We start from the raw sequence: 13,623 nt of genomic DNA, 5'->3' as shown, positions 1-13,623 counted from the left end.
GAGTCTAAATTCGGGCACTCCAGCTGTCGATTCACCTTCCTCGGCCCGGGTCGGCGACCAAGACTCCCTCCATGACGCCGTCCGTCGTGACCAACAGGCCCCTTCCCGGCGGGAGTTGCTGGGCGCTGGTCCGGCCGAACACTTTGACGGCTGCCGGGTCGTTGTCCATGAACAAAGTGGGAGCACGCGAACCCGTCATCTTCTGCAGGAACGGGTTCGTTACCGAGACTCCGGCCCAGTTACCCGGCAGCCGCGAGGCGATGATGTGCAATCCGATCTCACGGCCGCGTTCGATCAGCCCCCACAGCGGGGCGGTCGCCGCGCCCTTGCCGACCACCCCGTGAGGTCGCAGCTCGTGCTCGTCGTCGATCAGGACGAAGTGGTGCGGCCCTTCCCAGGTGCTTCGTCTCAGCAATTCTTCTTGGCTCAGACCCGACGGCGGCAGCCGATCGCGCAGCAGCTGCGCTAACTCACCCACGACCACGTCGATGTCATCGGCGGTGTACGCGTAAGCCCGTACATGGTCCCCTCGGATCTTGCCGATCAGCGAGGTCTTGGGATCGATGATGGTGATCTGCGCCTGCTCGGGCGTCATACGATTCGCGATAGTCTGCCCGATGACGGCCAAAGTGGTTGTCTTACCGCATGACTGACGTCCGACGATCAGCATGTTGGGTGCCACCCGGGTAGGCAGGACCGCGGGCTGCAGCGCGGTCTCTCCGATACCGAAGGGGATGTTCAACGGATCGGCGGCTGCGGCGCTGCGCTCGAAGGCGACCAGCACGTCGTCGAGGTCCACTCGTGCGGGCAGCCGGGCCAGGGTTTCCACGCGGCCCGCCCCGGTCAGGTCTGCGATCAGCCGGCCGATCTCGCGCGTCGGCACCCGATCACCGGTCGGCCCGATCACCTCTGGGGCACCGATCAGCAGTTCGTGCCCGTCCCTGGTCACTCCGAACCCGGGCCGATCCAGCGTGTTGCGGGCGGCTTTCTTGCGCTCGAACCCCTCACCCATCTGGGTCTCGTCGGGGTTGCTCAGCCGCAACTGGATGCGCGCGTTGGACACGTTGACCAGTTGCTGCTTCTGTCCGACCAGCCAGGCGGTGGCACTGGTCATGATGTGCACACCGTACGACAGACCTTGGCGGGCGATCGCGATGGCCCGCTCGCCCATGGCGGCGTCTTTGTCGTAGAGATCGCTGAAGTTGTCGATCACCAGGAACACGTCACCGAATTTGTCGTCGGGGTCGGTGGCACCCAGGGCGTCGGCGGCGAATCGTCGCTCCCGGAATTCGGAGACGTCGATCTGGTACTTCTTGAACGACGCCTCGCGGGCCAGGATCAGGCCTTCGATGGAGGCGATGGTCCGGGATACGCCTTCGGTGTCGGTCGGGCTCACCACCGACGCCACGTGCGGGAGATCTTCGATGGGGTACAGCGATGCCCCGATGCAGAAGAAGGTGACCCGTTCGGGCCGGTACATCAAGGCCGCGGAGCACATCAGCGTCATCAGTGTGGTCGACTTCCCCCGCTGAGCGGTGGCCACCACCATGACGTTGTCCATCTCGGCGTCGATGCTGTGCACCCGTTGGCTGTGCTCTTCGGGGATGTCCACGATGCCGACCGGAAAGACCAGGCCTGGGTTGTGCCCGTAGTCGACGTGCCATGGCCGGCCCCGCCAGCGGGCCACCAACATATCGATGGGCTCGCTGACTTCTAGTGGCGGCAGCCAGATTTGGTGCGGCGGCCGGGCGGCGTGGGATACCAGGGAGTCGCGGACCACGTCGACGAGTTTCTTCTTGCGGAAACCGTCAGAGTGAAAGAGGAATTCGTCGGGTTCCTCCGGCGCGTCGGCCACCGCCAATGCCGCGCTGTCAGCATCGGTGAGCGGCTGGTATTCCCAGGTGTATGAGCGTGGCTGGGAGAAGCTCATCGCCACCGTCTTGTCCACGGATACGGTCCGTTTGGGCACCACGAACGGGGCCGAAACGTAGAAGCAGCGGAATTGCTCGAGGTCACGCGGCCCCACTTTCAGTAGGGCATAACCGTTTTCTTTCGAGGGCAGATGCAGGGCCGCGTCGCTGCCGATGACATCACGCGAGTCTTCGGCGGTCTCGGCGCGCAGCGCCACGCGAAAGGCGATGTTGCTCTTGACCTTACTCAGCGACGACAGGTCCAGTCGCTGACCACCAAGGGTGAAAAAGACGTTACAGCCGCGGCCCTCCTGCCCGATATGGATGACCAGATCGATCCACTCCGGGTGGTGAATGAACAACTCGAGGTATTCGTCGATGATCACCAACAAGATCGGCACCGCCTCCAAATCCCGCCCGGCCAGCCGCATCTCTTCGTACTCGTTGGCGTCACGCGCCCCGGCCTCTTTGAAAAGCCGGTACCGGCGCGCGATTTCACCGTTGATCGCCTTGCGCATCCGCTCGGCCAAATGCCGGTCGTCCTTGCCGAGATTGGACAGCGAGCCCGCGACGTGCGGGAAGCCTTGCAGATCTTGAGCGGCGGATTCGAACTTCATGTCGACGAAGATGACGATGAACGTCTCCGGCGAATGGGTGAGGGCAATCCCACTGCACAGCGACAAGAAGTACTCGGACTTGCCCGATCCGGACGTGCCGATCACCACCGAGTGGAAGCCGTAGCCGCCGAAGTCCTTGGCGCGCAGAATCACATACTGCAGCTCGCCGCCTTGCTTGACGCCGACCGGCACCATGGCCCACTTAGGGTCACCACGGCCGCGACTTTCCGCCCACAGGCGTTCGACGTCGAGCGATCGCGGGTCGCTGATCCCCAACGCGCGCAACAACTCGCCACCTTGGCTGTCGGTATCGGAAAGTTCTCCGGCGGTCATCGGAGACCAACGGGCCAGCGCCCGGGCGTACCGGCTGGCCGTGCTGTTGGCAAGCAGATCGGCAACCGCGTAGAAGGTGCCGCGATGTATCAACCTGCCTTCGCGCAGCGTGAAACGCTGGTTCTCGTCGGCGAATCCGACGCCGACGCCGACCCGCGTCGCCAGCCGCAGCACGGTGATGCCGGCCATGCCCTTTTGTCCGGTCACGCCCTCCCATTGCTCGGGAGTGCCTACGTTGTCGTCGACGATGACCCAGTGCGGACCGAGTGAAACTGCGGTCGGCGACTCCATGGCAGACGGCATCGACGAAGGGCTCGCCCCGACCGGTGGGGTCCAGGGTCCGCGCCCCTTGCGGTGGAGATCGGCGTCGAGGGCCTCTTCCAACTCGGTGGGCGAAGTGAACACCAGTCGCCGCAGCCCGCACGCGTCGAACATCTCGTCGTGCTGGTTGTGCGGGAGCCACACCAGCCACGACCACGCTTCCGGGTGGCGGGTGACCACCAACAGCTTGACGTCGCTGGGGCTGTGATAGACCGCGAGCGAACACATGATTGCCCTTGCCAGAGCGTGCAATTCACTCGGATCGTCGGCGATGAAGCTGAATCCGGGCTTGGACCGCAGGCTGAGCACCTTGCCGATGCCGCGGATCTTGCTCTGCTCGAGAATGAAGTCCCGTAGCGCACCGCCGGTGACCGGTTCGAGCTCCTCCCCTACGGGGACGTCAGGCCATTGCAACGTGACCGCCGATTCACTGGCTTGCTGCACCCCGATGCCTAATCGGACGTCCAGGAAATCGGCGTCCGCCGGGCGGCGCTCCCACATGCGCGGACCGCCGATCACGGTGTCCAGCTTGTGCGGATCGGCATGGAGGAACGACTGGCTGCGACGTTGCTCCTGCGCGGCCCGTTGCACCTCTTCACGATCCTCGTCGAGCTGGCGCAGATAGCTGCGGCGCTGCTTTTCCTGTTCGCCCCAACTGATTCGGCGTCCGCGCCCGAATCGGCCGCCGAACATCAGCGCGCCGAACCCGACCAAACCAATCATCGGGAAGAAGCCCGACTGCAACGTCCGGATACCGGAGGCGTACATCACTACCAACGTGCCGATGATCCCGATCAGCAGCGCCGGCAAGGCGATCATCAACAGGATGTTGCGTGGTTCGCGTTCGGGAAGTGCGAGCGGCGCGGCGACCGCCACTCGCACCGGCGGAACGGCGGGCGGTGGTGTGCGTTTGCCCCGGACGAAACCCCGCTTGGACATGTCTAACCCCCGACGCTTGGGTCGTTTGCGTCGGGCAGCGGCGCCACCGCGCCACCAGCCGGGACGGCGTCGCGCGCGACCAATGCCGCGTCACGACTGATGGCCGGACCGGGGGCAAACGTCCGCAGCAATGGCCAGGGCGCTTGCACCGCCAGGCGCGGATCGAGTCCGAGTGCCTGCAAGGTCCGTTGTTCCGACTGGATGCCGTACCGAACGCCTTGCGGCGATAGCCAATACAGGCTTTCGCGGCTGTCCGCCGCGGCGACTCCGCTGGTGCTGGTGACGAAGTTGGCCGCGCCCGGCAAGACCAGGGTCTGGTGAGCCTCGGCCGAGTCGGGATTGCGGTCGTCGCGGACCAGATGCACCAGGCGGGAGTCCATGCTGATCGGCACCGGCAGTCCTCGGCCGGTGAAGGTGGTGATCCGGGCCTGCGGGTCACCGGACTGCTTCTCCCACCCGACGCAGGTCACCGGATTGGCCTTGGTGTCAACGAATTCCAGCTTCCCCGACGGGTAGTAGTCGACATTGAGGACATCGACAACAGGGATGTGGATCAATTTGTCCGGAGGTACCAGGGTTGGGGCGGTGGACCCTTGAGAGTTGCCGGTGCGGAGTAGGTCGGCGACAAAGGCGCTGATCTTCTGCACTCCGCCGGGCAGCAACACGTAGAAGCCGTTGACCGTGCCGCTGGCGTCGCGTGATTCCAGCACGCTGCCGACCTTGTCTTCGGGTAGCCACCGCGACGGCGCTCCGGCCTCTGGGATGGCCGGCAGCACAAGGGGTTCCGTTGCTGGCAGCGCATCGAAAAGGGCATTGGAAATCTCGATCGGGTATGTGACGCCGGGGTCGAGGCCGAGATTGAAGGTGACCGACCGGTCCGTCGGGTCGATGCGCGACCGTTGACTGCCCCAGATGACGTACGTCCCGCCTTTGTGGGTCACCAGCACGGCTTGCCTGGTCCCCAGCGCGACGGCCCTGCCCATCGGGAGGAGTTGGCCAGCTATGGATGTCACCACCGGCGCCGTGCCGCTGCCTCGAGTTGCCGCGGTGTCACAGATCGACCATGCCGACACCGCACTACTGACGACGGGAAGGCTGTCGGGAACACCCGGTATGCCGATCATCGGCCCGGTCGGGTACTTGGTGATTTCGCCGGCGGTGACCCAGGCGGGCGCGGCGGCGTTGCCCACCGCCAGTCGCGCCGACGTCAGATTGAGCGCGGGGTACAGCCGTCCGTTGATCCTGGCGTAGACAGCGCCGGTGTCGCGGTTACCGATGACGGCCGACTGACCGATCAGGCCCGCCGGCTTCATGATGTGCAACAGAGCCATCCAGCCGGCGCCGATAAGGACCAAGACGATCGACAACACGACCGCCGCTTGTTGCTTACGGTCGTCATGCTTCATGCGGACGGAGAACCGCGTAATGGCCGCACGCAACCGCCGGTTATAAAACAGGTGCCCCGAATTCTGATCCCGATTGGACAGATTGAGTGGCACAGTCATTCTCCTTCCGATGCGGGATATGCCGCTATCCGCATCACCGACGTCACTGCAGATGGCCGCCGTACCGTGCCTGATTCTCGGCCTCTGCCTCCTCTCGCAGCGCTGCGATCGCTGTATTCAACCTGTCGGCCAGCTCGCCATGGGCGTAGCCGGTCATCACGCTGGGATGCAGCGTCAACTTGAGCAACCGACCGTCGGAATTTGCAACAGCGTGAATATCTCCAAGGTCCACGCTGTAGGTGACGGTTTCGGCTTCCGCGACGAGTGCCTCCCATTTGTCGGCCGCTTCGCTTAAGTCGCGGAGAACCGATTCGACGAGGTCTCGGTCGCTTTTGTCACCCAATTCCCTCGGGCTGTCCGACCGCGACACCAGGACAGTATGTCCACAGCCCTCACCTGCGTCAATTCACCTGCGCGGTCATTGGTGCGACGGTAGGGTGTTCAGTTTTTGGAACCATGCGAAGTGATAATTCGCCGTTATCTCGTCATCGGTGACGGCACCTTCGGTAGCGGCCAGCAGCATACAGTTCAGCAACTGTGTGGAATTCACTTCGGGGTATTGGGCGACGAGCCGATATCGCGCCGTTTCCAGATGTACGCGCAGCAGATCGATTTCTTCATCGGCGACCCCGGTTCCAGCGGCCGCGGCCTTGGCTAACCGGTGCACCATTCGCGGCAATTCGTCGCTGGTCCGCGTGGCTGCCTCCAGCTTCACGGGCAGGTCGGTCACGGTAGGCAACTGCAGGGGCCGTGTCGATGATTCTGCGTCGGTGAATTCTGCCGGCCCACCGACCGGGTCACCTGGCGTGTACCTGGCGGTGTGCGTCGCCGCGCCTAGCAAGTCGACCGCTCGACCGGTTCGTTGACCCGGCGGCACGACCTGCACGATTTCCGGCAATACGATGCCCGGCGGAATCCAGCCGTGCGCGAGATCGGTGACCAAGACTGTCGACCCGTCCGCTGTGTCGCCGATCGCCCAGCCGAGGCGGGGTTCCTGACGGACCACGACGCTCAGCAGCCGGCGCAATCGCTGGTGCGGGTCCTCCGGCGCCACTGCGTCCGCTGGAATCGATGCTGCGGGGGAGGGGTGCGCCACCTCGGGCGGATCCGCTTGCACCGGTGGCAGCACCAGCGTCGTCTCCAGGTCATTGCCGGGCGAATGCCGGGTGACCGAACCGGGCCGCCGGTCGTGGGAGTCGGGGTGGGGCCTCCCGCGTAGTTGGCGCAAGGTCGACTCGACTCGCCGCACCGCCATCGCGCGAGCTTGCGCGATGAGCTGGGATTCGGCGGCTCGCCTGGCGGAGTCGGCAATCGGTGCGCGCCGAATCGAAATCAGCTCCTCGTTGGCATTGCCTGCGATCCGTTGCAGGTCGGATCTGAGAACCTCTGCCAGTGAAGCGGTTTCGGGGTTCTCGGGGGAGAGGTCCGCGGGCCACAGCCCACCGATGACCCATGGGGTGCAGTCGGGCGGCGAGCTGAATGTCGGGATGGCGAGGGATTCTTGGGTCGCTTTGCGCAGGCGCTGTCGCGCTGCCCGTCGACCGAAAATCGCCACCGGGTAAGCGTACCGGCACGTCGCTGGCGGCTTTGGCGGTGAATTGTGCGCACGACACGGCGTCGGTAGCGTGGGGCCATGGCCGATTCTGCGCTGCAGCAGCAACTCGACGAGGTGCGTGCATTGCTGGGCCGCGCACGACAATTGTTCGGCGACAACCCAATCGAGCCGCCTGCCGACATCACGCCCGATCCGGAGAGCGGTAAAATCTGGCTGCTCTAGCTGGTCAGCGGTCCCGCCGGCGCAGCTGATGAGCCAACAGCTTTTCGATGGCCGCGTGCAGATCGTCGAGGGTGGGCACCTCCGCGGACGGCGTGTGACCGCCGGCAATGATCTCGTCGCGCACCTCGAGTAACGCTTTGAGGCACGACACGTCGGCGGTCAGCAGGATGCCTTCGGCGAGACTGGCGGCATCGGTATCCATGGCCGCATCGCTCAGCGCGACACTATGCAGGTATCCACCGCGGCACGATCGGACCAGGATGTGTCCACTGGGGTGGACGGTGTCGAAAGCGGGATTGGCCTCCGTCATCGGTCCGGGTCGATGATGCTGCTCAGGTCGTGGGCGGCCGTTTCCTCGTGCTGCTCCCACACCGTGGCCGACGTGCGGAGATTCTGGGCCATGTCGGCATGGTCGTCGGCTTGCTGCTCGTAGCATTGCCGCCGGAGTTCGAGCAGTTCGCGACCGGCTTCACGTAACTCGCTGAAGATAGGCCCTAACGAGTCCAGGCTCTCCTGAATCGCCGGGTGCGACGCCGGAATCGTCCGTAGGTGGTCGGAGGTCCGCTCATGGTGAGCGGCGGCTTCGCGTAAATGCGCCGGTACCACCCGAATTCGATCTGCCATCGGCGGTCTCCTCTTTCCTGCGCCGGCGGCTGGGTGCCGGCGGACTCATCGGTGCGTCGTCAGGTCGCCGTCGGCGTGGCCGCCGGCCGGGTCGGTGTCGGCGTACCGGTCCCGGCCGGAGCCGTGGCGGTCGCCGCTGTCGGTGGATGTTCCCACCCTAGAAAGCTTGGTCCACTCACCGTGGAAATGTGCTGAATCTGGCCGTCGAGAAGGGCTTCGCTGCGCCCGAGGGCCAGCGCGTGGCGGTCGCTGAACATGCCGATGTCTCCGGGGACCAGCAGTGCCGGTTCGAGCGGTTTGGGGACGGCCGTTCCAGGCGGCGGAATGGTGATGCCCTGCTGCTGGAACGCCTCGGCGATCGGTGTTCCACCGGCCGCCGCCTTGATCGCCGCGGCGAGTTGCGGGCTGGCGGCGGTGACCGTCTCACCATTGGGCAGCGTCACGGTGGTCGGCCCGGTCGGCGCAGGTTCCGGTTGGCCCGGCGCATCCTTTGGCGCCTCGTCGTCGTGGTGGCCGTCTTCGGTTGCTTCGGTCGACTTCGATTCGTGCGGGTCGGATTCGTCGTCCAGTAAGTCGTCGTCGAAATCTCGCTGTTGGTGATGCGATCGGCCGCTGGTCGGGGTGAACAATGGCGATTCACCCGCGGTGCCCCAGCCCGGCATACTGCCGCCGGCCGGCATGGTTGCGCCGCCGAAGGCCGGTATGGCGGGCGCGGTTGCGACTGCCGGCACGGCGGCGCTCGCTGGGACCGGGTCGGTGCCAGTCATTCCGGGATCGTCCAGCAGCAGAGAGTCCAGCAGCGGGTCGGCGGCACCGGCCTCTGGTATCGCAGCCGGCTGAGCGCTGACGGTCCGGCTGGGCTGGGCTGCGGCAGGCACGGCGGAAACCCGGCGCTCGTCGGGAATCTCGTTTTTGGACGCGTTGTACAACGACGTCCACGCCGCCATCAACGCAGACTTCGACGTGTCGTCGAGGCTGGCGTTGGCGACCACTGCGCGGATGTCTCTGAGTTTCCCGATCAAGAACCGCTGGAAGTCGCGGGCTCCGGCTGGGGTGTCCAAGTCGGACCGGGTACGCACCGCGGCCTCGATGGCGCGCTGTAATTGGGTCAGCGCCTCCCGACCTTCGACGGTGCTCAAGTGCGCATTGAGAATGGCCGAGACGACCTGCAAGTCGAGTTGAGATGTCGCCGAATTCTGATGCGCCAGTGCCGATTCGGCGGCGGCAATAGCCTCGGCCGCATCGCCTTGGTGCGGGCCCGGTGGTGGTGTAGAGACGGCCGGGGGGTTCAGTATGGTGGCGTAGCGCTGGCGAATCTTGGCGAGAATTGCGGTCAGTTGGGCCGGACCGGTGGCGGGGGTCAACACGGCGGTGACCTCGTCTACTGTCAGACCCGACTGCCAGGCGTTCGGGTCGCCGGTACGCTCCCGTATCGCACCGAGAGTGTCGACCAGATCGCTAAACGTCGACATCGGGCGACCCCTTCATGCCGCGGGACAGTACCCAAGCCGCAGGCGAGCGACAATTCACCTCAGGACCCTGGCCCGCAGTCGAGCCCTAACCCGCGATCAGAATGTAGTGGTCTTTGATTCCCTGCAGGACAGCGGCTTTCGTACGGCTGAGCTCGCGGGCGTCGGCCACGATGGTGGCGATCTCCCGCTGCTTTGCGACCAAGAACCTCTGCAATTCTCGGGCGCCGACCGGCGTATCGACGGCGCGCTCGTGTTCGTCTGGCACGGCACGGCCGATTTCGGCGGCGATCGCGTCGAGCCGCTGCACACTGTCCCGCATCGCGGCGTGGGCACTGTGCACTGCCTCGGTCAGGACGCGATCGGCCTCCGCGACCGCGCGATGTCGCCGCGCCAACGCTGCCTGCCGTGCCTGGATGGTGGCTATCGAGGATCCTGCTTGATCCGACATGGGGTCAACCTTCTTACAGAGGACGGCGGATCTGCACGTTGCCGCCCAAGGGACTGATTCGAACCGTCGCGCCCGAATACGGGGCTTCCACCACCAAGTTGTTGCCGATGGCCAGTTGCACGTGACCGGCGTGCGGGAAAACCAGGTCCCCCGGGCGCACCTGCGACCGAGGTACCGGGACCCCGTCGTTGATCTGTTGGTAGGTGGTCCGATCCAGATGCACACCGGCCTGCGCGTAGGACCACTGCACCAAACCCGAGCAGTCGAACTGGTCTGGCCCGGTGGCACCCCACACGTACGGGCGGCCCAGCCGCGACAACGCCGCGCGCACGGCTGTCCCGGCGCGACCGTTTGCTGCCGGTACCCGCAGGCCAGAGAGCGCACCTCGATGGTGCCGCGTGGTGCGGTAACGCAGTGCACGCAGTGCCGCCGCGTGCCGGCGCGCTCTGTGCCGCGCCAACAAGACGTGCGCGCGCTGGGCGCGCAGGCGCGCCGCTCGTCGGCGCATCGCTTCGCGCTGGCCTAACGGCGTCGTCTGGGTAGCGCCCGCGTCAGCGCGAGCTTCTGCGACGACTCGCCCGGTTGCCTCTCGACCCGCTTCCCGATCCCGATGTGCTGCGCCGATGACAGTGGTGGCAGCCGCGTCGGTGCGGGCAGCCGATAACAATGCGGTGTGACTGTGGTCTGCCGTCCGCACATAATTCCCTTGTGCGACAGCGGCATTCGATACCCGATGCGGCGGTTGCCCGGCCCTGCTGATGCCGGCGTTCACGGCCTCGTGGTGTCCGATACCGGAGAACAACTCATGGGCTCGGCTCAGCAACTCAACTTCCGGACTCATTGCTCCCCTCACCGCTGGCTGCACGGTTGTCCGTGCCCGCTTCCGCCGCATCCATCGCTTCGGTGAAAGCGCGGATTCTGGGCACCGCATTCGGAGGTATGGCACCACGATTTCGGACGTCCCACAATTCGTCGCGGCCGAGACCCACCAGCGCGGCGATGACTGCTTCCGGCAACGGCGAGCGTGCGCAAGCCCGGTCGAACCGAGCGCTCAGGCTGGCGGGCATTCGCTCTAGCAGGGCTCTACGGGTCGCCTCCAGCGCCTCCAAGTGCTGCATCAACCGACCAGTCGAGTCGGCGCCGGCGTTGACCGCTACCCGCCAGGAACTGGCCGCGAGCATCTCCGCTTTCACGCATTGCGCGATCACAGACAGAATATACGTCTCGTATTCGTTTGAGGTCGTCGCGGGCAATCGGTCGATGACCGAGCGGAGTGCGTCGAGCTGTGCTTCGGCGTAGCCTTCGAGCACCTCGGCGTCGCTGTGTCGATCCACGACGACCGCTGCAGAACGCCGAACACTCGACGGCTCGGGCGGTTGCGCCGCGATCAGGCGAGCGAGCTCCGCGTCGGGATCGGCAGCGACCAGCAATCGCGAATACGTGCCGGGCGGCAGGCCCAGCCCGTTCTCAACCTTCTGAACTGTGCTTTTGTGAGGCTTACGGGCTCCTCGTTCCAGGAAGCTCAGGCCCATGATGCTGACGCCGGTCGCGGCGGCGAGGTCCGCCAGCGACCAGTCCCGCGACTCCCGCAAAGCGCGGATCGCCGCGCCGGCCGACTCGCGGCTCACCGCAGGCTCCGGGCCATAAGCGGATATTACACACGCATTCCGACGCCACACTGGATATACGTTCTTGTCGCGATTTCCTTGTGTTGCACGCCGTCGTGTGTATACGATTCCGCCTACGTTTCAGTTAGATAGGAGGGCCGTCAAGATGGCAAACCCGTGCGCAAGCAACCCGGAACTGTGGTTCGGCTACCCCGATGACGATGATGGCGACGGCGCAGCCAAGGCCCGCGCCTACGAACGCTCGGCCACCGAGGCTCGCGTCCAATGCCTCCGCCGCTGCCCACTGGCTCAACAGCGGCTGTGCGCGCAACGGGCCATCAAGCACCGCGAGGAGTACGGCGTCTGGGCTGGAGTGAAGCTTCCCGGCGGCCAATACCGCAAGCGAGAACAGCTCGCCCGTGCCCACGAAGTATTGCGTCGCATCGCGGCCGGCGAGATCAACGCCCGGCAGTTGCCCGAGAACGCGGCATTGTTAGAACGGCGCGAACATGACGTGGTTCCGGTAACCGCGGTGGTACTGCACTTGCCGACCGCACATCTGGGCCCGCGCACGGCGGCGTAGTACCCGCGCATCGATCGCAGTTTGCTGGGTTTGACGACGGGGTAGACGAGGGCGGCAGGGACCGGTCGACCAAAAGGGCGCGAATCCATGACGTTCGATCTGACACCAACAGCGGCACAACACGATTTGGCCCGTCGCACGCATGAGTTCGCCGAGGAGGTGATCCGCCCGGTTGCCCTCCACTACGACCAACGGCAGGAATTCCCCTGGCCGGTGCTGGAGGAGGCTGCTCAGCGGGGGTTCTACAGCCCGTTGTTCTACCGCGATCTGATCGGTGACCCGACTGGCATTTCGCTGCCGATGTTCATGGAAGAGCTGTTCTGGGGTTGTGCCGGAATCGGTTTGGCGATCGTCATGCCCGCGTTGGCGTTGTCGGCGATCGGCCAGGCCGCATCGCCGGAACAAATGCTGCAGTGGGCCCCGGAGTGTTTCGGCACGCCGGGGGACCTCAAGCTCGCCGCCTTGGCGATCTCCGAACCCGAAGGCGGCAGTGATGTGCGCAACCTGCGTACCCACGCGCGCCGAGATGGCGACGACTGGATCATCGATGGCCACAAGATGTGGATCGGCAACGGCGGCATCGCCAATGTGCACGTCGTCAACGCCGTGGTCGACCAGGAGTTGGGGCACCGCGGACAGGCGCTGTTCGTGGTGCCAGGCGGAACCCCTGGCTTGGAGCTGGTGCGAAAGCTCGACAAACTCGGCTGCCGGGCCTCGCACACCGCGGAGTTGCGCTTCAACGGTGTCCGCGTTCCGGGCGGGAACTTGTTGGGCGGGGAAGAGAAGTTGGAACATAAGCTAGCCAAGGCCCGGGAAGTGGTCGCGGGCGCCAAGCGGTCCGGCTCGGCGACCCTGGGCACCTTCGAACAGACCCGCCCGATGGTCGCCGCGCAGGCGATCGGTATCGCCCGCGCCGCATTGGAATACGCGACGGCCTACGCCACCGAACGCGAAGCGTTCGGCGGGCCGATCATCGACAACCAGGGCATCGCCTTCCCGCTCGCGGAATTGGCCACCCAGATCGACGCGGCCCGGCTGCTGACCTGGCGGGCATCGTGGATGGCGGCCAACGGGATCCCGTTCGAGCGCGGGGAAGGTTCGATGTCGAAGATGGCCGCCAGCGAAGTCGCGGTCAAAGCGACCGAGCGCGCCATTCAAACAATGGGCGGCTGGGGTTACATCACCGATCACCCGGTCGAGAAGTGGTATCGGGATGCCAAGCTGTACACCATTTTTGAAGGCACCAGCGAGATCCAGCGCATGGTCATCGCCAACGCGCTGGGTGCTGCGGTGGACCGGCCGCCGTTGCACGTGGTGCTGGAACCGTCGGGTGGGCCGTTCAACCGGATGTTCGGTCGCGGCACTCCGTTGCGTTCCCGGGCTGCCGATGCGGCGTTGTCCATGAAGGATCGGATTCCGGAGCCGGTGATGCGCGTGGCCATGAAGGCGCTGCAGCCACCGGGGCGGTAGCGAGCCGAGGGTATGGT

General features: G+C 65.4%; 13 protein-coding genes. 3 read left to right on the top strand and 10 right to left on the bottom strand.

Features of this window, described 5'->3' with window-relative positions; translation table 11 throughout:
• Nucleotides 1-31 precede the first annotated feature (31 nt).
• Genes eccCa through A9W95_RS16705 form a run of 4 tightly spaced genes read right to left on the bottom strand, consistent with a single transcriptional unit; the run spans nucleotide 32 to nucleotide 7,180 of the window.
• Entirely contained in the window at nucleotides 32-4,120 is a 4,089-nt protein-coding gene (gene eccCa / locus A9W95_RS16720) for a type VII secretion protein EccCa (protein ID WP_067414944.1), read from the bottom strand.
• 2 nt (nucleotides 4,121-4,122) lie between these two features.
• On the bottom strand, nucleotides 4,123-5,619 hold the full coding sequence (gene eccB / locus A9W95_RS16715; RefSeq protein ID WP_067415151.1) for a type VII secretion protein EccB: 1,497 nt from the start codon (nucleotides 5,617-5,619) through the stop codon (nucleotides 4,123-4,125).
• A gap of 49 nt (nucleotides 5,620-5,668) precedes the next feature.
• Entirely contained in the window at nucleotides 5,669-5,998 is a 330-nt protein-coding gene (locus A9W95_RS16710; protein ID WP_067414942.1) for a DUF2710 family protein, read from the bottom strand.
• Nucleotides 5,999-6,043: 45 nt separating this feature from the next.
• Nucleotides 6,044-7,180 carry a DUF5631 domain-containing protein gene (locus tag A9W95_RS16705; protein WP_067414939.1) on the bottom strand — a complete coding sequence of 379 codons (1,137 nt, stop codon included), beginning with the start codon at nucleotides 7,178-7,180 and terminating at the stop codon, nucleotides 6,044-6,046.
• A gap of 78 nt (nucleotides 7,181-7,258) precedes the next feature.
• Here A9W95_RS16705 and A9W95_RS27290 point away from each other — a divergent pair, with 78 nt between their 5' ends.
• Nucleotides 7,259-7,402, top strand: coding sequence for a hypothetical protein (locus A9W95_RS27290; protein WP_172826640.1), 144 nt, complete (start codon nucleotides 7,259-7,261; stop codon nucleotides 7,400-7,402).
• A gap of 4 nt (nucleotides 7,403-7,406) precedes the next feature.
• Here A9W95_RS27290 and A9W95_RS16700 read toward each other — a convergent pair whose 3' ends face one another.
• The 6 genes from A9W95_RS16700 to A9W95_RS16675 form a co-directional block, all read right to left on the bottom strand.
• On the bottom strand, nucleotides 7,407-7,712 hold the full coding sequence (locus tag A9W95_RS16700) for a DUF2694 family protein (protein ID WP_067414936.1): 306 nt from the start codon (nucleotides 7,710-7,712) through the stop codon (nucleotides 7,407-7,409).
• The gene (locus A9W95_RS16695; protein ID WP_067414933.1) at nucleotides 7,709-8,026 is read right to left on the bottom strand and encodes an ESX-1 secretion-associated protein; all 318 of its coding nucleotides are present in this window, start codon (nucleotides 8,024-8,026) and stop codon (nucleotides 7,709-7,711) included. The genes A9W95_RS16700 and A9W95_RS16695 overlap by 4 nt, the downstream gene beginning before the upstream one ends.
• Nucleotides 8,027-8,085: 59 nt before the next feature.
• Nucleotides 8,086-9,498: a DUF4226 domain-containing protein gene (locus A9W95_RS16690; protein ID WP_067414929.1), complete on the bottom strand. Its 1,413-nt coding sequence runs from the start codon at nucleotides 9,496-9,498 to the stop codon at nucleotides 8,086-8,088.
• 85 nt (nucleotides 9,499-9,583) lie between these two features.
• Nucleotides 9,584-9,946 carry a DUF4226 domain-containing protein gene (locus A9W95_RS16685; RefSeq protein WP_067414926.1) on the bottom strand — a complete coding sequence of 121 codons (363 nt, stop codon included), beginning with the start codon at nucleotides 9,944-9,946 and terminating at the stop codon, nucleotides 9,584-9,586.
• A gap of 13 nt (nucleotides 9,947-9,959) precedes the next feature.
• On the bottom strand, nucleotides 9,960-10,787 hold the full coding sequence (locus tag A9W95_RS16680) for a C40 family peptidase (protein ID WP_067414923.1): 828 nt from the start codon (nucleotides 10,785-10,787) through the stop codon (nucleotides 9,960-9,962).
• Nucleotides 10,771-11,574, bottom strand: a complete 804-nt coding sequence (locus A9W95_RS16675) for a helix-turn-helix domain-containing protein (protein ID WP_067414920.1) — start codon at nucleotides 11,572-11,574, stop codon at nucleotides 10,771-10,773. Before A9W95_RS16675 ends, A9W95_RS16680 begins: the two co-directional genes overlap by 17 nt.
• Nucleotides 11,575-11,719: 145 nt before the next feature.
• On the opposite strand from A9W95_RS16675, the gene A9W95_RS16670 reads away from it, so the two are divergent.
• The gene (locus tag A9W95_RS16670) at nucleotides 11,720-12,136 is read left to right on the top strand and encodes a WhiB family transcriptional regulator (protein WP_067414917.1); all 417 of its coding nucleotides are present in this window, start codon (nucleotides 11,720-11,722) and stop codon (nucleotides 12,134-12,136) included.
• 87 nt (nucleotides 12,137-12,223) lie between these two features.
• Complete coding sequence (locus tag A9W95_RS16665) at nucleotides 12,224-13,606, top strand: acyl-CoA dehydrogenase family protein (RefSeq protein ID WP_067414914.1); 1,383 nt, start codon at nucleotides 12,224-12,226, stop codon at nucleotides 13,604-13,606.
• Nucleotides 13,607-13,623 lie beyond the last annotated feature (17 nt).

Source organism: Mycobacterium sp. 1423905.2, assembly GCF_001673155.1.
Lineage (GTDB): Bacteria > Actinomycetota > Actinomycetes > Mycobacteriales > Mycobacteriaceae > Mycobacterium.
This window is presented reverse-complemented; position numbering and strand designations above follow the sequence as displayed.

Coding starts and splice junctions, on each gene's coding strand:
- A9W95_RS16680 (WP_067414923.1), bottom strand. CDS start 10,787: ATGAGTCCGGAAGTTGAGTTGCTGAGCCGAGCCCATGAGTTGTTCTCC.
- A9W95_RS16700 (WP_067414936.1), bottom strand. CDS start 7,712: ATGACGGAGGCCAATCCCGCTTTCGACACCGTCCACCCCAGTGGACAC.
- A9W95_RS16665 (WP_067414914.1), top strand. CDS start 12,224: ATGACGTTCGATCTGACACCAACAGCGGCACAACACGATTTGGCCCGT.
- eccCa (WP_067414944.1), bottom strand. CDS start 4,120: ATGTCCAAGCGGGGTTTCGTCCGGGGCAAACGCACACCACCGCCCGCC.
- A9W95_RS16695 (WP_067414933.1), bottom strand. CDS start 8,026: ATGGCAGATCGAATTCGGGTGGTACCGGCGCATTTACGCGAAGCCGCC.
- A9W95_RS16685 (WP_067414926.1), bottom strand. CDS start 9,946: ATGTCGGATCAAGCAGGATCCTCGATAGCCACCATCCAGGCACGGCAG.
- A9W95_RS27290 (WP_172826640.1), top strand. CDS start 7,259: ATGGCCGATTCTGCGCTGCAGCAGCAACTCGACGAGGTGCGTGCATTG.
- A9W95_RS16690 (WP_067414929.1), bottom strand. CDS start 9,498: ATGTCGACGTTTAGCGATCTGGTCGACACTCTCGGTGCGATACGGGAG.
- A9W95_RS16670 (WP_067414917.1), top strand. CDS start 11,720: ATGGCAAACCCGTGCGCAAGCAACCCGGAACTGTGGTTCGGCTACCCC.